The sequence below is a fragment of the Pseudoxanthomonas dokdonensis genome, assembly GCF_001431405.1.
In the GTDB taxonomy this organism is placed as follows: domain Bacteria; phylum Pseudomonadota; class Gammaproteobacteria; order Xanthomonadales; family Xanthomonadaceae; genus Pseudoxanthomonas_A; species Pseudoxanthomonas_A dokdonensis.
Genome location: NZ_LDJL01000009.1, coordinates 25434 through 47972, shown reverse-complemented (window position 1 = coordinate 47972; position 22539 = coordinate 25434). Strand labels below are relative to the sequence as shown.

The following is a 22539-nucleotide window of genomic DNA, read 5'->3' as shown; positions in this document are numbered from 1 at the left end:
GATCAGGAACAGCCTTCAACATAATCGACCTGCGGGGCCAGGCCGACCCGCCAGGCGCTGACCTTGCCATCGGCGCCGGCCTCGAACACCAGCTTGCCGTCGCCGGGCACGCCCGCGCCGATCGACAGCACCTTGCCCTCCGGCACGTACTTGTGCGGGCTGGACTGCAGCTTTCCGCTGTACAGGGCCTGCAATTCGTCGCCGCTCATGCCGACCCGGCCACCACCGGGCGCGACCTGGCGGTCGCTGCCGACGTCGTAGCGGACGAATTTGCCAGCTTCCATCATGAATGCCAGATCGGCCGGACGCTTGACCCAGGCCGGGGTCAGGTAATGGCAATCCTGCGGGTTGTCGGCCGGGCCTTTCAGCTCACCGCCCCAGGCAGCACGTGCATCGGCTTCACTGCTACCCAGCACCAGATCGCCAAAGCCGGCCAGGGTGGCCATCTCCGCGTCTTCGGCAGCGGCCGGATCGTCTTTGTCAGACGTGGCGGTTGCCGCCGTCTGCGTCTGCGCGGGGGTGGCCGCGCCGGCATCGGCCACTGCAGGGGTCGAGGCGTCAACCGGTGCCGGCGGATCGCCGGGATCGTCACGCTGGCAGGCCACCAGCGTCAGCACACTCAGCATGCAGGCAAACGGCAGGGTTTTCATCGCGCAACTCCACGGCTGGGGAATGCGCTGAAGCCTAACCAGCACGGCGCCAAGCAGTTGTTAACGTGGCCGGCGCGAGGTCCGCGCCGACCCGCCCGCGTGCGTCAGCTGGCGCTGAAGTGCTTGCGCAGACCCGACCAGCAAGCCTGGTAATCGCGCTGCCGATGGCCCGCCTCCACCGCCTGCGCGGTCGGCCGGATCACCGCCCGGGTTTCGAACATGAATGCCATCGTGTCGCTGATGACGTCGGCCTGCGACAGATCCGCGGCGCTGGCTTTTTCAAAGGTCGCCGCATCCGGGCCGTGGCCGGTCATGCAGTTGTGCAATGACGCGCCACCCGGTGCGAAGCCCTCGGCCTTGGCATCGTAGGCACCATGCACCAGGCCCATGAATTCGCTGGCGATGTTGCGATGGAACCACGGCGGCCGGAACGTATCCTGCGCCACCAGCCAGCGCGGCGGGAAAATCACGAAATCGAGGTTGGCGGTGCCGGGGGTATCGCTGGGCGAGGTCAACACGGTGAAAATCGACGGATCCGGATGATCGAAACTGATCGAACCGATCGTATTGAAGCGGCGCAGGTCGTAGCGGTACGGCGCGTAGTTGCCATGCCAGCCAACCACGTCCAGCGGCGAATGGCCGATGTCGGCATGCCACAGATGGCCCTGGAACTTGGCAATCAGTTCGAACTCGCCCTCGATGTCCTCGTAGGCGGCGACCGGGGTTTCGAAATCGCGTGGATTGGCCAGGCCATTGGCGCCAATCGGGCCGAGATCCGGCAGCCGCATCGCCGCGCCGAAGTTCTCGCAGACGTAACCACGGGCAGCGCCGTCGGGCAGTTCGACGCGGAAGCGCACGCCGCGCGGAATCACCGCGATCTGCTGCGGCTCGACCTCGAGCACGCCCATTTCGGTGGCGATGCGCAGCCGGCCCATCTGCGGCACCAGCAGCAGTTCGCCATCGGCGTTGTAGAAATAGCGTCCCTGCATCGACTGGTTGGCGACGTACATATGCACGCCGATGCCGTGTTGGCCTTCGCTGCCGCCATTGCCGGCCATGGTAAACAGGCCATCGACAAAATCGGTGGGCGCGTTGGGCAATGGCAACGGCGACCAGCGCATCTGATCAGGGCTGACCGGTCCGCTGCCAAAATCGTTGTGGAACGCCGGCTGGGCATAGGCGGTGAACGTCGAATGCATCGCCGCCGGCCGGATCCGGTACAGCCAGCTGCGGCGGTTCTCGCCACGCGGCGCGGTGAACGCGGTGCCCGACAACTGCTCGGCATACAGGCCATGGGCGACCCGCTGCGGCGAGTTGCGGCCAACCGGCAGGGTGCCGGCGATGGCTTCACTGGCAAACTCGTTGCCGAATCCGGTCTGGTAGTTCAACGCTGTCATCGCATTCTCACTCGGTTGTACCCGCGGCAGCAGCGGCGCGGATGGATTTACAGTGGTTCGCTGACCGTGGCTATCGCCAGTTTCTGGCTCGCGGCCAACGCCTGGATTTCGTCCAGATCACGGGCTTCGACCACCGCTACGTGCAGATTCTCATCATACGGATTGCCCAGCTTGAGCAGCCGTAGCCCGCCGGTCTCGGCGGTAATCGCCTGCAGTTCGGTATCCAGCCAGCGCAGATAGGAGGCCGGTGGAAACAGATGCGCGGGATAGCGCGACGGGCGCTCCGGCAACAACCCCGACACCAGTGCGTTGACCTGTGCGTGCAGCGCCCCGGTGCTGGCGGCCACGGCAATGTGGTCGGCCAGCTGATGCTGCAGTGACAGCAGCATCAGCACTTCCGGCCGCGGATCATCGACCCACGCCAACGCCGGATCGTCGTAGGCATTCAGCACCGCCTGCAGCCGCTGTTGCAGCTGCGCGGGCGACAGGCCACGTCCGCTCAGGCCATGCAGCAGCCGGTACAACGGTGCGTCGCTGTCTGCTGCCGGCGTGTTCATCGCGCTGCCTGTCGACCGATTCCAGCTGGCGGCGTCAAAGCACGCCGCGTTTCATCTGGTCGCGCTCGATGCTCTCGAACAGGGCCTTGAAGTTGCCTTCGCCGAAACCTTCATTGCCCTTGCGCTGGATGATCTCGAAGAAGATCGGACCAATCGCGTTCTGGGTGAAGATCTGCAGCAGCTTGCGCTGTGAATCTTCCGGATCGGCATCGATCAGGATCTTGTTGCGGGTCAACCGCGACACGTCCTCGCCATGGTTGGGGATGCGCTGGTCGACAACGTCGAAATAGGTCTCCGGCGTATCCAGGAACTCGACGCCCTGCTCACGCATTGCCTCGACCGTGCTGTAGATGTCGTCGGTGAAGCAGGCGATGTGCTGGATGCCCTCGCCCTGGTAGCTGTCCAGGTACTCGTTGATCTGCGACTTGGGATCGGACGATTCGTTGAGCGGGATGCGGACGATGCCGTCCGGCGCGGTCATCGCCTTCGACAGCAGGCCGGTCTTGGCGCCCTTGATGTCGAAGTAGCGGATTTCGCGGAAGTTGAACAGACGCTCGTAATAATCGGCCCACTTGGCCATGTTGCCGAAGTACAGGTTGTGGGTCAGGTGGTCGATGAAAGTCAGACCAAAGCCCTTCGGCAGCTTCTCGGCACCGGGCAGCCATTCGTAATCGGGATCGTGGATGGTGCCCTGATCGTCATAGCGATCGACGATGTACAGCATGCAGCCACCGATGCCTTCGATGACCGGCGCGGCAACCGCCTTGGTCAGCTCCTGTTCGACGCTGAATTCGGTGGCGCCGTTCTTCAACGCCTGCACGCGCACCCATTCGGCCAGCTTGTTGACGCGGATGGCGAAACCACAGGCGCTGGGACCATGCTTGGCGGCGAACTGCGCGGCAAACGAATCCGGGTCCTCGTTGATCAGGAAGGTGCAGTCGCCCTGCCGGTAGGTGGTGATGGCGCGGGTCTTGTGCCTGGCCACGGCGGTGAAGCCGAGCTTGCGGAAATAGTCATGCAGGGCCTGCGCCTGTCCCGCCGGGGCGGCGAATTCAACGAACTCGAAGCCATCGATGCCCATCGGGTTCTCGAACGTGGTGACCTGCATGCCAAGGTTGGGTTGTGTACTCATCGGGCGCCTCAGTCTAGGCTTGCATTGGAAGTACCCTTTATAGTTTCAGCTGAAACTAATTGCAAGGCACATCGCACCATTCCTGCCGAATCGAGACCATGAGCCAACCCGACGCCCCCGCCAATACTCCCTCCGCAGCAACGGCCACTGCCGCCACCGCTACGGCCAGCCAGGACCCGGCCCCTCTGGAGCACGCCCCTCTAGAGCACGCCTCTCTGGAGCACGCCCATCTGGATCTGGAAACCTTCCTGCCGTACCGGCTCAGCGTGCTGTCCAACCGCATCAGCCAGACCATCGCCAACCTGTACGGGCGCCGGTTTGGCCTGGCGATTACCGAATGGCGGGTGATGGCCGTGCTGGGCCGCTTCTCCGGGCTGTCCGCCGGCGAGGTCGCCGAACGCACCGCGATGGACAAGGTCGCGGTCAGCCGCGCGGTGGCCCGGTTGCTGGAACGCGGCCTGATTGAACGCGAAACCCATGGCGACGATCGCCGCCGTTCGGTGCTGGGCCTCTCCGAAGTCGGCTACGGCGTCTATGACGAAGTCGCGCCGATGACCCTGGAATGCGAACGCCAATTGCTGGCACCGCTGGATGCCGCCGACCGCGAGCAGTTGGACGCGCTGCTGGCAAAACTCGGCGCCGGCCTGGAGCACATGCGCGCGCAGCGCTGATTGCCGGCAACCAGCCGAGCGTGGAAATCGGATAAAAAAACGGCAGCCGAAGCTGCCGTTTTCTGTCTTGCCTGCGGCTGGTTACTTCACGCCGTGCATCAACTTCTGGATCAGCGGGGCAATCAGGAACAGCAGCACGCCCGAGCCCAGCAACGCCCAGAAGCCGAACGTATAGCCGGACAGGGCCGAATTGGTGGTCATGCCTTCTTCGCCACTGACCGCGCCAGCAAAAATGCCGGACAGGTTGTTGCCGATGGCAACCGACAGGAACCAGCCACCCATGGCCAGGCCGGTCAACCGCGACGGCGCCAGCTTGGTCGTCATCGACAGGCCAATCGGCGACAGGCACAGCTCGCCAACCGACTGGATCACGTAGACCATGAACAGGGTCCAGAACGGGATCTTCAGGGTTTCCGGGTCGACCAGGCTGGACAGGGCGAACATCAGCAGCAGGAAGGCCAGGCCGTTGAAGATCAGGCCGAGGCCGAACTTGCGCGGAATCGACGGGTTCCTGCTGCCCATGCGCACCCAGATCCAGGCCAGGATCGGCGCCAGGGTGATGATCGCCACCGAGTTGACCGACTGGAACCAGCCGACCGGGAATTCCCAGCCGCCGAAGTTGCGATCAACAATGCGGTCGGCCAGGAAGTTGAACGAGCTGCCGGCCTGTTCGAAGAACATCCAGAACAGCACGTTGAAGCCGAAGATCACCAGCATCGCGATGACCTTGTCGCGCGCCACCTTGCCCTCGCGTATGCCTTCGACCACCAGCATGATCGCCGGCACGATGAACAGCGCGAACAGGATCGCCTGCAACATGCCGGCGTCGATGGTCAGCAGGAAATAGAACACCGGGATGGCAATCGCCGCCCCCACCACGACCATCAGCAGCCGCGCCATGCTGGCCTGTTGCGGACCGGGCAAGCCGATACCCATCAGCTGCTTGCGGCCAAACCAGAACCAGATCAGGCTGATCGCCATGCCGACGCCGGAGGCGATGAACACCACCTTGTAGGCCGGCATCCCGCTGCTGCCCAGCCACTTCTCGGCCATATAGCCGGTCAGCACCGGCGCGATCAGCGCACCGATGTTGATGCCCATGTAGAAAATGGTGAAGCCGGAATCACGGCGTTCGTCAGTAGCGCTGTAGATCTTGCCGACCAGGGTCGAGATGATCGGTTTGAACAAACCGTTGCCGACGATCACCGTGGCCAGGCCGAGTTTGAAGACTTCCTGGTTGGGCACCGAAATCATGAACAGGCCGATGGCCATGATCAGCGCGCCAAGCAGGATCGAACGCTGGTAGCCGATCAGCTTGTCGGCCACGTAGCCACCGAAGATAGCCGCCGCGTAAACCAGCGCCAGGTAGGCGCCGTACAGCTCGGCCGCGGGCCGCTCGCCGGCGGTGTCGCCACCGAAGAACTGGGCCACGATGTACAGGGTCAGCGCCCAGCGAATGCCGTAGAACGCAAAGCGTTCCCAGAATTCGGTCATGAACAGCATCCACAGTGGCTTGGGATGCCCGATAAGTTGCTGAAATTCCGGAATCTTCTCCGGATTTGGGGTGTCTAGCGCACCGCTCATGCGGTCTTCCTCTCTCGAAAAATGGGTGTGCGCGTGGGCCGGCAACGTGAGAGCGAGGCCGGATTACCGCACGCAGGACGCCGCAGGATTACCGAGTGTTAGGCCCGCGTCAAATGCACCGGCAATGCTGCGCTGCAGTCAACGCCGGCCATGGCCCTGTTCATGAAACTGCCACTGGTGCGGCATCAGGCACCGGGATCAGCTGGCGCAGGTGCCGGATGATTGTCGATGGTGGTGCGCACTTCGAACAGTTCCGGGAAGAAGGTCAGCTCCAGCGCCTGCTTGAGAAAGCCGACCCCACTGGAGCCGCCGGTGCCGCGCTTGAAGCCGATGATGCGCATCACCGTGCGCATGTGGCGGAACCGCCATAGCTGGAACTGGGTTTCCAGATCGACCAGATCCTCGCACAGCGAATACTCGCGCCAGTAGCGGTCGGTATCCTCGTAGATGGCCTCGAACACCGGCAGCAGCGAGCGGTCGAAATCGTGCGGCTGGGTCCAGTCACGCTGCAGCTGCGAGGCCGGGATGTCATGGCCGAAACGCGACAGGTAGCGCAGGAACTCCTCGTACAGGCTGGGCGCCTGCAGGATCGACTGCAATGCCTGCTGGCCGGCCGGATCGTGGGCAAACACCTTCAGCATCGACGGGTTCTTGTTGCCGAGCAGGAACTCGATGGTGCGGTACTGCAGTGACTGGAAACCCGATGACGGCCCCAGCACATCGCGGAAGCCCATGTACTCGGATGGCGTCAGCGTCTCCAGCACCGACCATTGTTCGGTCAGTTGCCGCAACACCTGCTTGCTGCGCGCCAGCACCTTGCGGCATTGCCAGACTTCATCGTGCTGCAGGTGGACGATGGCCGCGCGCAGCTCGTGGATCATCAGCTTCATCCACAGCTCGGACACCTGGTGCTGGACGATGAACAGCAGTTCGTCATGGTGGGCCGGGCTGGACGCCGGTTCCTGCGCCGACAACAGCCGATCCAGGCGCAGGTAGCCACCGTAGGTCATGCGGCCGCTGAGGTCGGTGTGGATGCCCGCTTCAAGCGGACGCTGGTTCTTTTCAACGGTCATCTGAGGCGCGGGCCCGAGGCTGTGGCAGGCCGGCAAGGGTAACCCATCGTGCATTTCCGGCTGCCGCCAGATCCGGCAAATCGCTTTCTTTTCCGCCACTTGCGCCCTGCCCGGCAGCTCGGTCGTGCGCGCGGCCGGGAGTAACTACGCCGCATCGGTTGGCTGCGGGCATCCGCGCCCATCACGGCGCGCGCATGACGCCGGCAGCCAGCGCATCGGCTGGATGCCGGCCCGGTCCAGCAAGGTCGCGGAGCCGGCGCCGGTGGCGCCGGATGACACCGCACGCCATACCGCCCGGGACGGTTGCCCCTAGCGCTTTTTGCCCACGCATGCATGCCGCAGCGCGCAACGGAGCCTTTACCCGGCTTGGTTATCATGGGCAATTCCCTTCGCAATGTGACCCAGCACATGAACATTGCTGCAAAGTTTGAAATCGAGTTCCTGCAATACCTCGGCCCGGACGGCCAACTGGTCCGCCAGGACCTGCCCGAATCAGGCCGCGACACCGCCCGCCTGAAAACCCTGTTCAAGCAGATGCTGTACGTGCGCACCTTCGACACCAAGGCGATCGCCCTGCAGCGCACCGGCAAGTTGGGCACCTACGCCTCCTGCCTCGGCCACGAAGCCACCCATGTCGGCATCGGTGCCTCGATGCGGCCGGAAGACGTGTTCGCACCCAGCTACCGCGAATACGGCGCGCAGTTCATGCGCGGCGTGCGTCCGCGCGACGTGCTGATGTACTGGGGCGGCGATGAACGCGGCAACGATTATGAAATCCCGCGCCAGGATTTTTCCTGGTCGGTGCCCATTTCCACCCAATGCCTGCATGCGGCCGGTGCGGCGCTGGCGTTCAAGCTGCGCAAGCAGCCGGGCATCGCCGTGACCACCTGCGGCGATGGCGGCTCATCGAAGACCGACTTCTACGCCGCGCTCAACTCGGCCGGTGCCTACGAGCTGCCGCTGGTGCTGTGCGTGATCAACAACGGCTGGGCGATTTCAGTCCCGCGTTCGGCCCAGACCGGCGCCCAGACACTGGCCCAGAAAGGCCTGGCCGGCGGCCTGCACTGCCTGCAGGTCGACGGCAACGATCTGATTGCGGTGCTGGAAGCGATGCGTCGCGCCAGTGAACGTGCCCGCAAGGGCCAGGGCGGCACGGTGATCGAGTTCGTCACCTATCGCCTGTCCGATCACACCACCGCCGACGATGCCCGCCGCTATCGCGACGATGCCGAGGTCAAGGCCGCCTGGGAACGCGATCCGGTCCCGCGCCTGCGTACTTGGCTGACCGCGCAGGGCTTGTGGAACGAACAGGAAGAAGCCGCCTGGAAGGAAGAATGCGGGCTGCTGGTCGACGAAGAGGTCAACGCCTATCTCGCCACCCCGGCGCAACCGGTCGAAGCAATGTTCGACTATCTGTACGCCGACCCGCCCCCGGAACTCCTCGCCCAACGCGCCGCGGCGATCGCCGCCGAGGGCCGCCCATGAGCAGCGTGATGAAAGAACAGACCGTTCCCGCTTCCGGCAACGCCGGCCAGACCGGCGCCGCACTGGACACCCCGATCACCCTGATCGAGGCCATTACCCAGGCGCTGGCCTGGGAAATCGAACACGACCCGGCGGTGATGGTGCTGGGCGAAGACGTCGGCGTGAATGGCGGCGTGTTCCGCGCCACCGCCGGCCTGCAGCAGAAATTCGGCCCCGACCGCGTGCTTGACACGCCGCTGGACGAAACCACCATCGCCGGTCTGACCGTCGGCCTGGCCACCCAGGGCATGAAGCCGGTCGCCGAGGCGCAGTTCGATGGCTTCGTCTATCCGATGGTCGATCACATCATCTGCCACGCCGCGCGCATGCGTTATCGCACCCGTGGCCGCCTGCACTGTCCGATGGTGCTGCGGGTGCCGTGGGGCGGTGGTATCCGTGCGCCGGAACATCATTCCGAAGCCAATGAATCGATCTTCACCAACGTCCCCGGTCTGCGAGTGGTGATGCCATCCTCGCCGCAGCGTGCCTATGGCCTGTTGCTGGCCGCGATCCGCGACCCGGATCCGGTCATCTACATGGAGCCCAAGCGCATCTACCGGCAGTACAAGGAAGTGGTCGCCAACGATGGCGAAGCGCTGCCGCTGGACGTGTGCTTCGTGCTGCGCGATGGCAGCGACGTGACCCTGGTGACCTGGGGCGCGCAGGTCAAGGAAACCTTGGAAGCGGCCGAAAAACTGGCTGGCGAAGGCATCAGCGCCGAAGTCATCGACGTGGCCACGCTGAAGCCACTGGATTTCGACACCATCGCCGAATCGGTCAGCAAGACCGGCCGCTGCGTCATCGTCCACGAAGCGCCACGCACGGCCGGCTTTGGCGCTGAAATCGCTGCCCGCCTGGCCGAGCAGTCGATGTATGACCTGACTGCGCCAGTCGAACGAGTGACTGGTTACGACACCCATATCCCGCTGTTCCGGCTGGAAATGAAATACCTGCCGAGCGTGGACAAGATTGTCGCCGCGGCCAAGCGTGCGGTAGCCAACGGCTGATGCGGGTCCGCGCCGTCCGCGATTACCGCAGCCAGTACGCCAATCCGATCCGGTTGGCGCGCGGCGAGGCGGTGATGGTGGGCGAGCGCGACACCGAATGGCCGGCGTTCGCATGGACGACCACCGCCGACGGCAACGCCGGCTGGGCGCCGGTCGACTGGCTGCAAACGCGGGACGATGGCAGCGCCGTCGCCCTGCGTGATTATTCCGCACAGGAACTGGACGTGCAGGCCGGCGACACGCTGGCAGTGGCACGGCAACTGGGCGGCTGGTACTGGTGCACGCGAGCTGATGGCCGCAGTGGCTGGCTGCCAGCCCGCGATTTGCAACCGATCAACGAAACGACTTCCGAAGAGACAAGCGCATGAGTGACAGCAAGACGTTCCACCTGCCCGACCTGGGCGAAGGCCTGCCGGACGCCACCATCGTCGAATGGTTCGTCAAGGAAGGCGACGTGATCAAACTCGACGAACCGCTGGTGTCGATGGAAACCGCCAAGGCGGTGGTGGAAGTGCCGTCACCGGTTTCCGGCAAGGTGCTGAAGCTGGCCGGCGGCGCCGGTGATGTCGTGGTCACCGGCCACATGCTGGCCGAATTCCAGCCCGACCCCAACCTGCCACAGCGCGCCGACAGCCAGGACACCGGTCATTCCCATGGCCATGCTCCGGCCCCCGCGGCGGAAGCCGCTGCCCCGCAACCGCCACCGCTGCCGGCGACGACCGAAACCGCCGCCAGTGGCGAGCGCGATGACGCCGGCACCGTGGTCGGCGCCATGCAGAGCTCCAATACCGTGCATGCCGAGCAGGCGATCGCCGTCGGCGGGGTCAAGGCGATGCCGGCAGTACGTGCAACCGCGCGCAAGCTGGGCGTCGATCTGGCCCGGGTACGCGCCACTGGCGCCGATGGCGCGGTGACCATGGCCGACGTCAAGCAGGCAGCCGCCGATGGCAGCGCCAGGGCAGGCGCACAGCCAGCCGCTGCTACTCGTGCTTCCACCAGTCCCGCTGCCTCGCCCGTCCGCCAGGCAACCGCGCCAACCGCGGCAGCCAGCCGCGATCCGCAACAGCGCACCGCGCTGTCGGCCAGCGGCCAACCGATGCGCACGCAACCACCGGGGGTATCGGTCAGTGGTCAGCCGGAGCCATTGAAAGGCGTCCGTCGCAACATGGCGCGGGTGATGGCTGATGCCCATGCCAAGGTGGTACCCACCACCCTGAGTGACGATGCCGACGTGCAGGCCTGGACGCCGGGCAATGACGTCACCGTGCGCCTGATCCGCGCCATCGTCAGCGCCTGCCAGGCAGTGCCGGCGATGAACGCCTGGTTCGATGGCGACAAGCTGACCCGCACCCTGCACCCGCAGGTCGACATCGGCATTGCGGTCGATACCGACGATGGCCTGTTCGTGCCGGCCCTGCGCAATGCCGACATCCTCGATGCCGCCGGCATCCGTGAAGGCATCAATCGCCTGCGCGGCCAGGTCCAGGACCGCAGCATTCCGGCGTCGGAACTGACCGGCTACACGATCTCGCTGTCCAACTTCGGCATGTTCGCCGGCCGTTACGCGACACCGGTGGTGGTGCCGCCGTGCGTGGCCATCGTCGCCGCCGGCCGTGCCCGCCACCAGATCATGCCGGTGATGGGTGGTTTCGAATCGCACAAGATCATTCCGCTGTCGGTGACCTTCGACCATCGCGCCTGCACCGGCGGCGAAGCCGCCCGCTTCCTCAAGGTGCTCATCGATAATCTGGCATTGCCGCACTGATCGCCAGAGGCTGGCAAAGCCACGACGCCCGCGTTGAACGCGGGCGTTTTTATTTTATGCTGGGGCCATGGACACATTGATTGCCGACCCAAGCTGCAGCGGTCTGCGGGTGCTGGTTGCCGGCGGCAGCCGTGGCATCGGCCGCGCCATCGCCGAAGGCTTTGCCCTGTCCGGGGCTTCGGTCTCGATCTGCGCGCGTGGTGCCGATGCACTGCGCCAGGCCGCGGATGAGCTGGCCGTGCATGGCGGCATCGTCCATGACCAGGTGTGCGACCTGGCCGATGCCGATGCCATCAGCGACTACGTCAACCAGGCCGCTGCCGCACTCGGTGGCCTGGATGTGGTCATCAACAATGCTTCCGGCTACGGCAACGGACCTGACGATGCCAGCTGGCAGGCCGGCTTTGATCTGGACCTGATGGCGGCGGTGCGCTGCAATCGGGTCGCATTGCCGCACCTGCGCGACAGCAGCGCACCATGCATCCTCAATATCAGCTCGATCAACGCGCTGCGACCAACACCGCGCTCGATGGCTTATTCGGCGGCCAAGGCCGCGGTCAACCACTACACCATCAGCCTGGCCGCCGAGCTGGCCCGGCAACGCATCCGCGTCAACGCGATCGCCCCCGGCTCGACGTTGTTCGACGGCGGCCTGTGGGATCGCCGGCGGCTACAGGAGCCGGACCTGTACCAGCGCATCCACGACAGCATTCCATTTGGTGGCTTTGCCCACGTCAACGACATCGCGCAACTGGCGCTGTTCCTGGCCTCACCACGTGCGCGCTGGATCACCGGCCAGGTCATCGCCAGCGATGGCGGTCAATCGCTGGGCATCTGAGTCCGAATCCGGGATCCACGTGCGGGCCGGCACTGAACAGGCGTTGACATCGCGAGGCCGTAGCCGGCGCTAGGCTGTCGCGCATCCTTCTTCAAGCGAGCACCGACCATGCCCCATCACAGCCGTTTGTCCAGCTTCGTGCTGGATTGCCAGGTCGACGATCTCAAGGCCTCCGCCGAATTCTGGAGCCGTGCCCTGGGCAAGCCGGTCGCCACCCTCGACAGTGACGGCGATGGCCAGTACGCGGAGCTGCAAACCGAACGCGACGAGCCGATCCTGCTGCTGCAACGCGTCGGCCATCATTCGCATGTCCACCTGGACATCGAAACCGACGACGTCGATGCCGAGGCCGAACGGCTGGAAAAACTGGGCGCCAGGAAGATCGAATTCGTCAAACGCTGGTGGCTGATGGAAGCACCCAGTGGCCACCGTTTCTGCGTGATCCGGCAACAGCGCGAACCGTTCGGACCACACACCAACCGCTGGGACTGAGCCGTCGCTCCAGTTTGTCCGCTCAGTCCCGCGAGGCGTCGCTGGCCGCGCGGGTGGCGGCGAATTCGGATGCCGGCAACCACGCCGGCCACTCGCGGCTGTTGGCAATGCCATGGCCCAGCGCGTACATCAGCGCCACATCCCGCACCTGGCCGCTGGCATCCCATTGCCCGCTCCAGTTGTCGCAGGGCTGGTGATAGCAATTGGCGAAATAAGCCTCGCGCAGCGCACGACCGGCCTGCACGCCACCGTCGATCCGGTCCAGCCCGGCACCGATGGTGATCGCCGGCACTCCGCCACGGGCGAAGGCGAAATGGTCAGCGCGGTAGAAGAAGCCGGCTTCCAGGTTCGGATCCGGCGAATAGGTCCGGCCGTGCGCGCGGGCCACGCGCTGCAGGTCTTGCTCCAGCGATACATGGCCCTTGCCCCATGAAGCGATGTCGCGGGTCGGGCCGTCCGGGCTGAGCATTTCGACATTGATCACCGCCGCGGTTTTCTGCAGCGGCAGCAACGGATGGGCGACATAGTATTCGGCGCCCAGCAGGCCCATTTCCTCTGCGGTCAAGGCCATGAACACCTGCGTACGGGCGGGCCGTGGCGCCGCCGCACTGACCCGGGCAAGTTCCAGTACCGCGGCAACCCCGGTCGCGTTGTCGACCGCGCCATGGCGGATATGGTCACCCTGGGCGTCGGCTTCACCCTCGCCGTAGGCATCCCAGTGCGCCGAATAGATCACCGACTCGTCCGGACGCTGGCTACCGGTCAGTTTGCCGATCACGTTGTGGGTCACCACCTGCTCGCGCTTGACCTTGAAACGGGTCGACAGGCTGGTCTCCGGCAACGCGACCGGGCTGAAACCGGCTTGCTGCGCGCGTTGCTTCTGTTTTTCGAAATCCAGCCCCGCCTGCTTGAACAGCGAGACCGCCAGATCCCGCTGGATCCAGCCACGCACGGTGCTGTGGTAGCGCTCCGCATCGCTACGCACGATGTCGAAACGCGGCGACAGCCCGGAGCTGCGGACCGTAGCCCAGCCGTAGGCGGCCGGCGCGGTTTCGTGGACGATAATCGCGCCCAGTGCACCCTGTCGCGCCAGTTCTTCGTACTTGTAGGTCCAGCGGCCGTAGTAGGTCATGCCGCGACCTTCGAATGCACCGGGCTGCGCGGTTTCGAAGTCAGGGTCGTTGATCAGCACCAGCGCAATCTTGCCGCTCAGATCAACGCCTTTGTAGTCGTCCCATTGCCGCTCCGGCGCATGCACGCCATAGCCGACAAAGACCAGCGGTGCGTCGCGTATGTCGACCTCGTCGACCGGCTTGAGGGTCTGCACGACGATGTCGTCGCCGTTGACCAGCGACTGGCGCTGCCCATGCGAGCTGACCGAAACCTCGACATCGCCGTCGATGCTGGCGCGTACCAGCGGCACCGCCTGGGTCCAGCCGCCATGGTCGCCGGCCGGCTGCAGGCCGGCGGCCGCGAACGCCTGGCTGATGTAGGCGATGGTCCTGTCTTCGCCGGCGGTGGCCGGTGCGCGGCCCTGGAACGCATCCGATGCCAGCATCCGCACATGCCGGGTCAGATTGTCGGCGCTGATGTCGACATCCGCACTGCCGCCTGGCTGCGCCGCCGCCGCCGACATTGCCGTGGCCGACAATGCGATGGCCGCCAATAACCGCGTGCTGCGCTGCTTCAACATCGTCTTCTCCGGACGGCAAAGGTCGTCCAGTCTAGATCGCAGCGCTCAACGCGCGCCAATCGCGTCAGCGCTTGCGCCGCTGCAGCCAGACCTCGAGGCCCTGGGCGTTGAGCTCGATATCCATCGCCAGCAATGCACGGATGCCATTGTCATCCAGCGGGCATTGCCGCTCACGCGCACGCCGTACGTACAGGTCCGTCAACGCCTGCACCAGCCGCGGGTGGCGGTTGTCGTGCGCTTCGTATTGCAGTGCCAGCGCAACCATCGCGTCGATCTGTTCGAACAGATCCCGCGCCAGCCGCGATGGCTGCTCGACACGACCGTAGTGGGTCAGATACATGGCCTCTGGTTCGCGTGCCAGCAAGCGGCTGATCGATGCCTTCAACGCATCCGGGTCAAACTGCACCGGTGTCGTCGTCGGCAGGATGTACGCTCCTTGCGGCCCATCCATTTCGCGGTACGACAGGCCGAAAGTGTCGCCGGTGAACCAGCTGCGGCTGCGCAGGTCCCAGATGCACTGGTGATGGCTGGCGTGGCCTGGGGTGTCGATGCACAGCAGCGACCGGCCGGCCAGCTCGACCACGTCGCCGTCGTTGGCGACCACCACCCGTTGTGCCTCCACTGGCACTATTGCACCGTAGCTGCGCTGCATTTCCTGCTCGCCATAGACAGCGGTGGCGCCGGCGATCAGTTTGCCGGGATCGATCATATGCGGTGCGGCGCGTGGATGCGCCAGCAGCCGCGCGTTAGGCAGCGCGCGCATCAGGCTGCCAGCGCCACCAGCGTGATCGAGGTGGACATGGGTCAGGATCAGCCAATCGACATCGGCCGGCGTACAGCCGGCATCGGCCAGTGCCCGCAACAGATTTGATTGCGAGTGATTGGTGCCGCAGTCAATGAACGCGGCACGGCCGTTCTCGACAATCAGGTAGGCAGCGTCGAAATGATCACGCTGGAACGCGGTATCGACGATATGGATGCCGTGATTCATGGCTTCGTTTGCCGGGCGACGGGCAACGACATCAACGCGACGCCAGCCACCAGCTGCGCAGCGGAATGGCCACGGTCATGACCAGCAGGAACGCGCCGTAGGCCACCAGCGTCGCCAGCACCTGTTTCCAGATCGCGCCGGTGCCGATGTCGGCCGCGCCCAGCTGGTAGCCCCACAACATGCCGGCCACGCTCAGCAGCAGCGCCAGCACCAGCACGGTTGCATCGTAGGCCCGCCGGCGCGCATTCCGTGGTTGCCGCGGATACAGCCAGAACAGGCTGCCCAGCAACACGAACCACGGCAGGAACAGGATGACCGCCAGATAGGGCATCAGGCTTCCGCCGCGTCGCGCAACTGCTGCAGGGCCGCCAGCACGATGTCGGTGCGCGCGTGCAGTTCCATCACCGGGGTTTCCAGTTCGTCCGCCCGCCGCGCCTTCTTGATCACCGCGATCAACTGGCCGGCTTCCTTCGGCGAATCAAAACCACTGCTGGCCAGCAGCATCTCGCCGTGGCCATCGACCAGTTTGAAATAGAAGCGGCCATCCTTCTCACGGTACTGCTTGAACTGCGGCAGCGATGGCTTTTCCACGGTTGTCTGTTCGGTAGTGGCGACCTGCGACAGATCGCGCAGGCCCACTGCTTCGCGCACGTCCTTCAGCAGCGGCATCGCATATTGCTGCCGTAGCCGTTGGGCACCGTCGCGCAGCACCGCCTCGATATCCTGCGGACGCGCCATCAGCGCCTGGTATTTTTCCCGCAGCGGCGCGACTTCGGCATCGATCCGCTCGAACAGCTGCTGCTTGGCATCGCCCCAGCCGATGCCGTTAACAAACGCCCCGGCAAACGCCGCGGTCTCGGCCGGACTGGCAAACGCCTGGTACAACTGGAACAGGGCCGAGCCTTCGGTCGTCTTCGGCTCGCCAGGTGCACGCGAATCGGTGACGATGGAGGCGATCAGCTTCTTCAGTTCATCGCGCGATGCAAACAGCGGAATGGTGTTACCGTAGCTCTTGCTCATCTTGCGCCCGTCCAGGCCGGGCAGGGTCGCCACGTTCTCGTCGATCACCACTTCCGGCAGGGTGAAGTAATCACGGCCGTAGACATGGTTGAAGCGCTGGCCGAAGTCGCGGGCCATTTCGATATGCTGGATCTGATCGCGCCCGACCGGGACCCGATGCGCGTTGAAAATAAGGATGTCGGCGGCCATCAGCACCGGGTACATGAACAGTCCGGCATTGATCCCGGCATCATCGTCCTCACCGTCGGCGCGATTCTTGTCCACCGCCGCCTTGTAGGCGTGGGCGCGGTTGAGGATGCCCTTGCCGGCCACGCAGGTCAGATACCAGGTCAGCTCGGTGATTTCCGGGATGTCGCTCTGCCGATAGAACCAGACCTTGTCCGGGTCCAGGCCGCAGGCCAGCCAGGTGGCGGCGATTTCCAGGGTCGAGCGCTGTGTGCGCGCCGGGTCCTGGGCCTTGATCAGGCTGTGCAGGTCGGCCAGGAAGTAGAAGCTTTCGTTGTCCTGCACATGGCTGGCGGCCACGGCCGGGCGCACGGCGCCGACGTAGTTGCCCAGGTGCGGGGTGCCGGAAGTGGTGATGCCTGTCAGAACGCGGGTGGTCATGGCGATATCGGGTGGGGGTCGTTGCGAACGCCTAGTTTAACGCTCTCGCTCCCCGCAGGCGCGGCACCGCTGCCGGCGTCGCGAACAAGTCGCCAATTCCGGAAACAAAAGGGCAACGGACCAGCCCAGCCCGTTGCCCTGCCTTGCTCATCTTGGCTTCGCTGGTGTGGCGATGCCGTCACGGCAGCTGATGGCGCCGTGATGCGGACGCTTCGTCAGTTGCGCGGGTAGTCCGATTCCAGGCTGCGCTCGAAATCGCGTACCGCGGTCTGCGCGTGATCGCGATCCCAGCCATAACGTTCCTGCAGGCGACCGGCGAGGTATTCGGAGTTGCCTTCGGCGACCTTGAAATCGTCATCGGTCAGATCACCCCACTTCGCCTGGATCTTGCCCTTCAGCTGCTTCCAGTTGCCAGCAATGATGTCTTCGTTCATGAGGGTTTCCTTTCTTGGACTGCGGTGAAATTGTCCGCAACAACAGTGTCCACCTGCATCCGTTGTTAGCGGGTCAAACCGGCGTCAACGTCGTCTTAGCATCACCACCTTCCGTTCATGTGCGCCCATGTTTCAAAATACCTGCGTCGGAAAAATGAAACGGGCCCGCAGGCCCGTCGTGAGCAGGATCGTCACGGCGACTCAAAGACGGCACGATGACGATACTGCCGCTTACTCGCCAAAATGTTCGGATTTCAGCTGACGCTCGAACTCGCGTACTGCCTTCTCGGCGCGATCCAGCTCCCAGCCATAACGTTCCTGCAGACGACCTGTCAGGTATTCGGCATTGCCTTCGGCAACGGTGAAGTCATCGTCGGTCAGTTCGCCCCATTCGGCCTGGATCTTGCCCTTGAGCTGCTTCCAGTTGCCGGCAATGATGTCCTTGTTCATTGGAATTTTTTCCTTTTGTTCGCGGCAGGTCGCCGCATCACCAGCCTCTCAATTCCGCTGTTGGCAATGGGTTAAATCGCCGCTCCTGAATGCGGCCCGCGGCGCAATCTTTGCTTCGTGATCCGCGCACGCCAAAAAAGAAACGGGCCCGAAGGCCCGTTCCTCTTGTTCAACAACTGCCAGCAATGCGGATCAGTTGGCGGCGTCTTCGACAGCCTCGCCCGCTTTCTGGACATCTTTGCCGGCGCCAGCAATGGTATTGCAGCCAGCGAGTACGGCTGCGGCAAAAAGAGACAACATCAACAGAGAGGCGAAACGTTTCATGCTTTTATCCTTGTCTTGTTCGGGCTGATTGCCGGACCGGCGAAGCCGGCCCCGGCAAGCATCGCGAGGATGCGTGGCAATTAAACCACGGCCCGCAGTAACGCACTATTACCCGAGCCATCTCACATATCAGCGGACCCTCAGGCGCTGGGGCCAAAGCAAAGGGCCGGTTGCCCGGCCCTTTGGTCAGGCGTTGCCACCCTCGTCAGTGGCAACACCCGCAACGGTCAGCGTGACTCAGCACTTGCCGTCGCTGCAGTCATCGGCCTTGTCTTCGATCTTGTCGCCCGCCTTCTGGATATCCTGGCCGGCGCCGGCCACGGTGTTGCAGCCCGCCAGCACGGCGGTGGAAAACATCGCGACCATCATCAATGCAATGACTCGTTTCATCCTGGGCTCCTTGTATGGGTAGTGACGTCGCGCAGTTGGCCCAGCTGGTGCAGCCGCTGTCCGACGATGGCTCCACGATGCGCAACCGCGTGTGCAAGCGATGTGAATGCCACCGCCAGCGTTTAGCTGGCAGCCGATGTCAGTCGCGCATCAGGGTGGACTTGCCAAACAGGCTCTCGACCAGGTCGACGGCCAGCTTGGCGGTGCGATTGCGGCGATCCAGCACCGGGTTGAGCTCGACGATGTCCAGCGAGCCCATCCGCCGGGTGTCGGCGATCATCTCCATGACCAGCTGCGCCTCGCGGTAATTGGGCCCCCCCATCACGGTGGTGCCAACGCCAGGAGCGATGCTGGGGTCGAGGAAGTCGACGTCGAAGCTGACGTGCAGATGGGTATCGTCATCAACCCCGGCCAACGCGGCTTCCATGGTCCGCTTCATGCCGACCTCGTCGATATAGCGCATGTCGTAGACCTCGACCTTGTTCTCGCGGATCAGGCGCTTTTCCTCCGGGTCGACCGAGCGGATGCCGATCTGGCGGACCATGTCGGCGCTGATCGCAGGCGCGTCGCCGCCGAGGTGGGTCAGCGCCTGCGGCCCTATCCCGCACAGGCAGGCCACCGGCATGCCGTGGATGTTGCCGGACGGGGTGACGTTGCTGGTGTTGAAATCCGAATGCGCATCCAGCCACAGGATGCGCAGCTTCTTGCCGGTATTGCGGCAATGGCGGGCAATGGCGGTGATGCTGCCCATCGCCAGGCAATGATCGCCGCCGAGCATGATCGGCAGGCGGCCTTTTTCCAGTTCCAGCGCGGTGGCCTGCATCAGGCCGCGGTTCCAGGCCACCACTTCATCGAGATGGCGGTAGCCGTCAACCGGTCCGACCCAGGGGTTGCGCGGTCCATCGACGTTGCCGACATCGACGACATCAACCCCACGCGCGGCCAGCGCTTCCTGCAGCCCGGCGATCCGCAGCGCCTCCGGCCCCATGCGTGCACCACGATGGCCGGCACCCACGTCGGTGGGCACGCCAATCAGCGAAACAGGGGGAAACACGTGACTCATCGGGAACCTCATTTGTTTGCATCAACCCACGAGTCTAGCCGGGTTGGCACGGACACGCCGCTGCGGCGCTGCAACAATGAGGTGGTGCCGCTTATCCGAATCGAACGGATGACCTACCGCTTACAAGGCGGTTGCTCTACCAGCTGAGCTAAAGCGGCATGCGACAAGGCTCCCCGCGCCCAGGACGCGGGGCGGCCATTCTACCCCAGCACGGTGCAGGCCTGCTGCAGTGCGCTGGCAGCGGCGGCGGTGGTCTTGAGTTGCTCGACATTGGCGGCAGCATCGGTGCGCAGGTCCAGCCACCATTCCGACGGGTTCTTTTCACCGCTGGCGACAATCTGCGCGTCGAAGCCCGCCGCCTGCAGCGCGCTCTGGCGCTTGAGCGCGCTGTCGCGGCTGCCGTAGACGCCCAGGGCGATGCTGTTGGCTTCGCTGCCGGCGCCGATCAGCAGATAGTCCTTGAAGCCTGCCTGGCCGATTTTTTCCACCAGTGCCTGTGCGGTCGCCTTGTCTGCCCGCGCCGGCAACAGCACACGATACCGGCGTGCGCCACTGCCCGGGACCTCGCGCACGCTGGCCTGCTGGCTGGCGGCGCTGAGTCGTTGCCTGGCCTGTTCGGCCTGTGCCTGCTGCGGGTACGGTCCGAGGTTGACGCATACCGCGCGTGCGGGCTCGGCCGTGGTTTGGGTCGCTGCCGCCGGCTGCGGCGCAGGTTCGACGGGTGCCGACTGGGCAGGCTCGGCCACGTTGCTGGCTGGCGCTGCCGGTGAAGCCACGGTTGCGGCCTGTGCCGGTGACGGCGGCGAGTCCGGTACCAGTTGCAGCTGCGGGATGCCGGACGGCTGCAGCGGTACGTCGCTGGCCACGGCAGCCGGCTTCAGCAGCCACCAGGCGGCCACGCCAAGGTTGAGGATCAGCAGCAGGACGATCAGCGCACGGGTCAGCATGCAGCGATTCTATCGGTCGCCGCGGCGGATGAAAGCCCCGCCCGCGCCCAGACCGCTAGTCCCTCCAGCACCAGCGACGGTGCATGCTGGCTGGCTGGCAGAAAAGACCACAACGGCGGCGCGCCGCCGCCATGCAGGATCAGCCGTGCCGGTTGCTGCAGCAGCTCCGACGCCTGCCGCTGGCAGCGCTCGATCAAGCCAATCGTGGAAAACAGCGCACCGGACGCCAACCCGTCGGCGGTGTTGTCGGCGAATGGCCGCGGCTCGCCGCCGCTGGCCGGCAGCTGCGCGGCAGCCTGCTGCAACGATTGCCGCATCAGCGCTGGCGATGGGGCAATCAGGCCACCGTGGTGGCGGCCGTCGGCATCGACCAGATCGACCGTCACCGCGGTGCCGATGCCCACCACCAGCACGGCGTCCTGGCTGCAGAGCATGCGCGCGCCGAGCATCGCCAGGAAGCGATCCACGCCCAGCCGCGCCGGATCCGGGTAAGCGATCCGCAAGGTGCTGCCCCAGCCGGCGCTGCTGCGCGCCATCGAAATACACTTGAAACGCTGGATCAACTGCTCGCGCAGTTGCTGGTTCAATGCTGCTGAAGCGACGCTGGCGACATACGCGTGGCCATGCGCATCGTCGAGGCTGCGCGCCAGCGCATCGGCGAAATCCTGCCCGGCGTGGGCAATGGCGTTCACGTCGAGCAACTGGCCATCGTCACCGAGGCGGGCGATTTTCAAGCGGGTATTGCCCAGATCAAACAACCAGCGGCTCATGCAGTGGCCCTTATGCTGACTTCTCCGGCATGCACCGCTTGCAAGCGGCCATCGATACGCACCTGCAACGCGCCGTCATCGGCGATGCCTTCGGCCAGACCGTGCTGCACGCTGCCGTCGCCCTGGTGCACGTCGACCGCACGGCCGCGCAGTACGTCCAGCGTGGCGTAGCGCTGGCTGAAACAGGCCAGTCCATCACGATCAAACGTGTCCAGCGCCGGCAGCAGCCGCGACAGTATCCGTGCCGCCAGTTGATTGCGCGAAGGCACCGGCTGCTGCCAGTTGGCCAGATCAATCCATGGCTGATCAATGCGGGCCGCGAATGGCGCCGGCATCCGCACGTTGATGCCCAGGCCGATGACCGCGCGCACCGGGCCACCGTGTTCACCGCCACCTTCGATCAGCAGCCCGCCCAGCTTGCGTTCGCCGGCGACCAGGTCGTTGGGCCACTTCAGCCCGACTTCGTGGAAGCCGGCCTCGCGCAGGGCCTCGGCGACCGCCACCCCGGCGACCAGGCTCAATCCGCCGAGCCGCGCCAGGCCACCACTGAAATGGCGTGCCACCGACAGGTATAGATTGGCCGCCAGCGGCGATGCCCATTGCCGGCCACGGCGACCGCGGCCCTGGGTCTGCTGTTCGGCCAGCAGCGCCGCCACGCCCTCGCGTGGCGTCGGCCGGCGCAGCAGTTCGGCATTGGTCGAGTCCAGCGACCAGGCGACCTCCAGCGACTGCAGTTGCTGTCGCACCGCCGGCGCCAGCTCGGCGCTGATGGCGGCCGCATCCAGCAGCGCCAGTGGCGTCGACCACTGGTAGCCCTGCCCCGGACGCGCATCGATCACCAGCCCCGCTTCACGCAGGGCCTGGATCCGTTTCCAGACCGCGGCACGGGTCAGGCCGGCCTCGCGGGCCAGCGCATCGCCGGACACCGGCCCGGCAGCCAGTTGCCGCAGCAAGGCCTGTTCGCCACTCATGCCGGGCACCCGGCGGGCGCGGCGCGGTTGCTGGACGGCGGAGGCGGGAGCATGAGAGAGCCGATCATCGGCACATTATGCGGCAGGCCAGCATGGGTCCATCCGGGTGGCTGGCTTGCTGCATTGCAGCACAGGGGCAATGGACTCCGCCCGCCAGCGCTGGCGCCGCGCGCCTGGCGGGATGCCGGGG

The 22539-nt window shown here is 65.0% G+C and carries 25 protein-coding genes and 1 tRNA gene; 7 read left to right on the top strand and 19 right to left on the bottom strand.

Annotation, left to right across the window (positions count from 1 at the left end; translation table 11 throughout):
- Positions 1-2: 2 nt before the first annotated feature.
- The 4 genes from ABB29_RS08875 to hppD all read right to left on the bottom strand — a co-directional run bounded on the left by ABB29_RS08875 (position 3) and on the right by hppD (position 3736).
- A complete protein-coding gene (locus tag ABB29_RS08875; RefSeq protein ID WP_083487711.1) occupies positions 3-650 on the bottom strand; it encodes a hypothetical protein in 648 nt (215 codons plus the stop codon).
- 104 nt (positions 651-754) lie between these two features.
- Entirely contained in the window at positions 755-2047 is a 1293-nt protein-coding gene (hmgA, locus tag ABB29_RS08870; protein WP_057658274.1) for a homogentisate 1,2-dioxygenase, read from the bottom strand.
- Between the two features lie 47 nt (positions 2048-2094).
- Positions 2095-2604: a hypothetical protein gene (locus ABB29_RS08865; protein WP_057658273.1), complete on the bottom strand. Its 510-nt coding sequence runs from the start codon at positions 2602-2604 to the stop codon at positions 2095-2097.
- A 34-nt stretch (positions 2605-2638) separates the two neighbouring features.
- Positions 2639-3736, bottom strand: a complete 1098-nt coding sequence (gene hppD / locus ABB29_RS08860; RefSeq protein WP_057658272.1) for a 4-hydroxyphenylpyruvate dioxygenase — start codon at positions 3734-3736, stop codon at positions 2639-2641.
- Positions 3737-3834: 98 nt separating this feature from the next.
- On the opposite strand from hppD, the gene ABB29_RS08855 reads away from it, so the two are divergent.
- On the top strand, positions 3835-4407 hold the full coding sequence (locus tag ABB29_RS08855) for a MarR family winged helix-turn-helix transcriptional regulator (RefSeq protein ID WP_083487709.1): 573 nt from the start codon (positions 3835-3837) through the stop codon (positions 4405-4407).
- Positions 4408-4488: 81 nt separating this feature from the next.
- On the opposite strand, the gene ABB29_RS08850 is transcribed toward ABB29_RS08855, so the two are convergent.
- Both ABB29_RS08850 and ABB29_RS08845 read right to left on the bottom strand, forming a co-directional pair.
- Positions 4489-5991: a peptide MFS transporter gene (locus ABB29_RS08850; protein ID WP_057658271.1), complete on the bottom strand. Its 1503-nt coding sequence runs from the start codon at positions 5989-5991 to the stop codon at positions 4489-4491.
- A 185-nt stretch (positions 5992-6176) separates the two neighbouring features.
- Complete coding sequence (locus ABB29_RS08845) at positions 6177-7064, bottom strand: tryptophan 2,3-dioxygenase (protein ID WP_057658270.1); 888 nt, start codon at positions 7062-7064, stop codon at positions 6177-6179.
- A gap of 408 nt (positions 7065-7472) precedes the next feature.
- On the opposite strand from ABB29_RS08845, the gene pdhA reads away from it, so the two are divergent.
- The 6 genes from pdhA to ABB29_RS08815 all read left to right on the top strand — a co-directional run bounded on the left by pdhA (position 7473) and on the right by ABB29_RS08815 (position 12690).
- Positions 7473-8549, top strand: a complete 1077-nt coding sequence (pdhA, locus tag ABB29_RS08840; RefSeq protein ID WP_057658269.1) for a pyruvate dehydrogenase (acetyl-transferring) E1 component subunit alpha — start codon at positions 7473-7475, stop codon at positions 8547-8549.
- An 8-nt stretch (positions 8550-8557) separates the two neighbouring features.
- Complete coding sequence (locus ABB29_RS08835; RefSeq protein WP_057658268.1) at positions 8558-9595, top strand: alpha-ketoacid dehydrogenase subunit beta; 1038 nt, start codon at positions 8558-8560, stop codon at positions 9593-9595.
- A complete protein-coding gene (locus ABB29_RS08830; RefSeq protein WP_057658267.1) occupies positions 9595-9963 on the top strand; it encodes an SH3 domain-containing protein in 369 nt (122 codons plus the stop codon). Before ABB29_RS08835 ends, ABB29_RS08830 begins: the two co-directional genes overlap by 1 nt.
- Positions 9960-11360 (top strand): dihydrolipoamide acetyltransferase family protein, encoded by a 1401-nt coding sequence (locus tag ABB29_RS08825; RefSeq protein ID WP_057658266.1) that lies wholly within the window; start codon positions 9960-9962, stop codon positions 11358-11360. Before ABB29_RS08830 ends, ABB29_RS08825 begins: the two co-directional genes overlap by 4 nt.
- Before the next feature lie 67 nt (positions 11361-11427).
- Complete coding sequence (locus ABB29_RS08820) at positions 11428-12198, top strand: SDR family NAD(P)-dependent oxidoreductase (RefSeq protein WP_057658265.1); 771 nt, start codon at positions 11428-11430, stop codon at positions 12196-12198.
- A 108-nt stretch (positions 12199-12306) separates the two neighbouring features.
- Positions 12307-12690, top strand: a complete 384-nt coding sequence (locus tag ABB29_RS08815; RefSeq protein ID WP_057658264.1) for a VOC family protein — start codon at positions 12307-12309, stop codon at positions 12688-12690.
- Positions 12691-12712: 22 nt separating this feature from the next.
- Here the strand turns inward: ABB29_RS08815 and ABB29_RS08810 are convergent, their stop codons facing one another.
- The 13 genes from ABB29_RS08810 to birA all read right to left on the bottom strand — a co-directional run bounded on the left by ABB29_RS08810 (position 12713) and on the right by birA (position 22349).
- Entirely contained in the window at positions 12713-14383 is a 1671-nt protein-coding gene (locus tag ABB29_RS08810) for a M28 family metallopeptidase (RefSeq protein WP_083487707.1), read from the bottom strand.
- Positions 14384-14447: 64 nt separating this feature from the next.
- Positions 14448-15374: an MBL fold metallo-hydrolase gene (locus tag ABB29_RS08805; RefSeq protein WP_057658263.1), complete on the bottom strand. Its 927-nt coding sequence runs from the start codon at positions 15372-15374 to the stop codon at positions 14448-14450.
- A gap of 31 nt (positions 15375-15405) precedes the next feature.
- On the bottom strand, positions 15406-15705 hold the full coding sequence (locus ABB29_RS08800) for a hypothetical protein (RefSeq protein WP_057658262.1): 300 nt from the start codon (positions 15703-15705) through the stop codon (positions 15406-15408).
- Positions 15705-17000 (bottom strand): tryptophan--tRNA ligase, encoded by a 1296-nt coding sequence (locus tag ABB29_RS08795; protein ID WP_057658261.1) that lies wholly within the window; start codon positions 16998-17000, stop codon positions 15705-15707. Before ABB29_RS08795 ends, ABB29_RS08800 begins: the two co-directional genes overlap by 1 nt.
- A gap of 215 nt (positions 17001-17215) precedes the next feature.
- Positions 17216-17434, bottom strand: a complete 219-nt coding sequence (locus ABB29_RS08790; protein WP_057658260.1) for a CsbD family protein — start codon at positions 17432-17434, stop codon at positions 17216-17218.
- Between the two features lie 231 nt (positions 17435-17665).
- Complete coding sequence (locus ABB29_RS08785) at positions 17666-17884, bottom strand: CsbD family protein (protein ID WP_057658259.1); 219 nt, start codon at positions 17882-17884, stop codon at positions 17666-17668.
- Positions 17885-18076: 192 nt separating this feature from the next.
- Positions 18077-18208 (bottom strand): entericidin A/B family lipoprotein, encoded by a 132-nt coding sequence (locus tag ABB29_RS16120; protein WP_083487705.1) that lies wholly within the window; start codon positions 18206-18208, stop codon positions 18077-18079.
- A gap of 237 nt (positions 18209-18445) precedes the next feature.
- A complete protein-coding gene (locus ABB29_RS08775) occupies positions 18446-18598 on the bottom strand; it encodes an entericidin A/B family lipoprotein (RefSeq protein ID WP_057658257.1) in 153 nt (50 codons plus the stop codon).
- A gap of 139 nt (positions 18599-18737) precedes the next feature.
- Positions 18738-19661 (bottom strand): arginase, encoded by a 924-nt coding sequence (gene rocF / locus ABB29_RS08770; protein ID WP_057658256.1) that lies wholly within the window; start codon positions 19659-19661, stop codon positions 18738-18740.
- Between the two features lie 82 nt (positions 19662-19743).
- A tRNA-Thr gene (locus ABB29_RS08765) sits at positions 19744-19819 on the bottom strand.
- 42 nt (positions 19820-19861) lie between these two features.
- Complete coding sequence (locus tag ABB29_RS08760; protein WP_057658255.1) at positions 19862-20608, bottom strand: SPOR domain-containing protein; 747 nt, start codon at positions 20606-20608, stop codon at positions 19862-19864.
- Complete coding sequence (locus ABB29_RS08755) at positions 20602-21378, bottom strand: type III pantothenate kinase (RefSeq protein ID WP_057658254.1); 777 nt, start codon at positions 21376-21378, stop codon at positions 20602-20604. The genes ABB29_RS08760 and ABB29_RS08755 overlap by 7 nt, the downstream gene beginning before the upstream one ends.
- Positions 21375-22349 (bottom strand): bifunctional biotin--[acetyl-CoA-carboxylase] ligase/biotin operon repressor BirA, encoded by a 975-nt coding sequence (gene birA, locus ABB29_RS08750; RefSeq protein ID WP_057658253.1) that lies wholly within the window; start codon positions 22347-22349, stop codon positions 21375-21377. Before birA ends, ABB29_RS08755 begins: the two co-directional genes overlap by 4 nt.
- Positions 22350-22539: the final 190 nt, after the last annotated feature.

Coding starts and splice junctions, on each gene's coding strand:
- ABB29_RS08875 (WP_083487711.1), bottom strand. CDS start 650: ATGAAAACCCTGCCGTTTGCCTGCATGCTGAGTGTGCTGACGCTGGTG.
- hmgA (WP_057658274.1), bottom strand. CDS start 2,047: ATGACAGCGTTGAACTACCAGACCGGATTCGGCAACGAGTTTGCCAGT.
- ABB29_RS08865 (WP_057658273.1), bottom strand. CDS start 2,604: ATGAACACGCCGGCAGCAGACAGCGACGCACCGTTGTACCGGCTGCTG.
- hppD (WP_057658272.1), bottom strand. CDS start 3,736: ATGAGTACACAACCCAACCTTGGCATGCAGGTCACCACGTTCGAGAAC.
- ABB29_RS08855 (WP_083487709.1), top strand. CDS start 3,835: ATGAGCCAACCCGACGCCCCCGCCAATACTCCCTCCGCAGCAACGGCC.
- ABB29_RS08850 (WP_057658271.1), bottom strand. CDS start 5,991: ATGAGCGGTGCGCTAGACACCCCAAATCCGGAGAAGATTCCGGAATTT.
- ABB29_RS08845 (WP_057658270.1), bottom strand. CDS start 7,064: ATGACCGTTGAAAAGAACCAGCGTCCGCTTGAAGCGGGCATCCACACC.
- pdhA (WP_057658269.1), top strand. CDS start 7,473: ATGAACATTGCTGCAAAGTTTGAAATCGAGTTCCTGCAATACCTCGGC.
- ABB29_RS08835 (WP_057658268.1), top strand. CDS start 8,558: ATGAAAGAACAGACCGTTCCCGCTTCCGGCAACGCCGGCCAGACCGGC.
- ABB29_RS08830 (WP_057658267.1), top strand. CDS start 9,595: ATGCGGGTCCGCGCCGTCCGCGATTACCGCAGCCAGTACGCCAATCCG.
- ABB29_RS08825 (WP_057658266.1), top strand. CDS start 9,960: ATGAGTGACAGCAAGACGTTCCACCTGCCCGACCTGGGCGAAGGCCTG.
- ABB29_RS08820 (WP_057658265.1), top strand. CDS start 11,428: ATGGACACATTGATTGCCGACCCAAGCTGCAGCGGTCTGCGGGTGCTG.
- ABB29_RS08815 (WP_057658264.1), top strand. CDS start 12,307: ATGCCCCATCACAGCCGTTTGTCCAGCTTCGTGCTGGATTGCCAGGTC.
- ABB29_RS08810 (WP_083487707.1), bottom strand. CDS start 14,383: ATGTTGAAGCAGCGCAGCACGCGGTTATTGGCGGCCATCGCATTGTCG.
- ABB29_RS08805 (WP_057658263.1), bottom strand. CDS start 15,374: ATGAATCACGGCATCCATATCGTCGATACCGCGTTCCAGCGTGATCAT.
- ABB29_RS08800 (WP_057658262.1), bottom strand. CDS start 15,705: ATGCCCTATCTGGCGGTCATCCTGTTCCTGCCGTGGTTCGTGTTGCTG.
- ABB29_RS08795 (WP_057658261.1), bottom strand. CDS start 17,000: ATGACCACCCGCGTTCTGACAGGCATCACCACTTCCGGCACCCCGCAC.
- ABB29_RS08790 (WP_057658260.1), bottom strand. CDS start 17,434: ATGAACGAAGACATCATTGCTGGCAACTGGAAGCAGCTGAAGGGCAAG.
- ABB29_RS08785 (WP_057658259.1), bottom strand. CDS start 17,884: ATGAACAAGGACATCATTGCCGGCAACTGGAAGCAGCTCAAGGGCAAG.
- ABB29_RS16120 (WP_083487705.1), bottom strand. CDS start 18,208: ATGAAACGTTTCGCCTCTCTGTTGATGTTGTCTCTTTTTGCCGCAGCC.
- ABB29_RS08775 (WP_057658257.1), bottom strand. CDS start 18,598: ATGAAACGAGTCATTGCATTGATGATGGTCGCGATGTTTTCCACCGCC.
- rocF (WP_057658256.1), bottom strand. CDS start 19,661: ATGAGTCACGTGTTTCCCCCTGTTTCGCTGATTGGCGTGCCCACCGAC.
- ABB29_RS08760 (WP_057658255.1), bottom strand. CDS start 20,608: ATGCTGACCCGTGCGCTGATCGTCCTGCTGCTGATCCTCAACCTTGGC.
- ABB29_RS08755 (WP_057658254.1), bottom strand. CDS start 21,378: ATGAGCCGCTGGTTGTTTGATCTGGGCAATACCCGCTTGAAAATCGCC.
- birA (WP_057658253.1), bottom strand. CDS start 22,349: ATGAGTGGCGAACAGGCCTTGCTGCGGCAACTGGCTGCCGGGCCGGTG.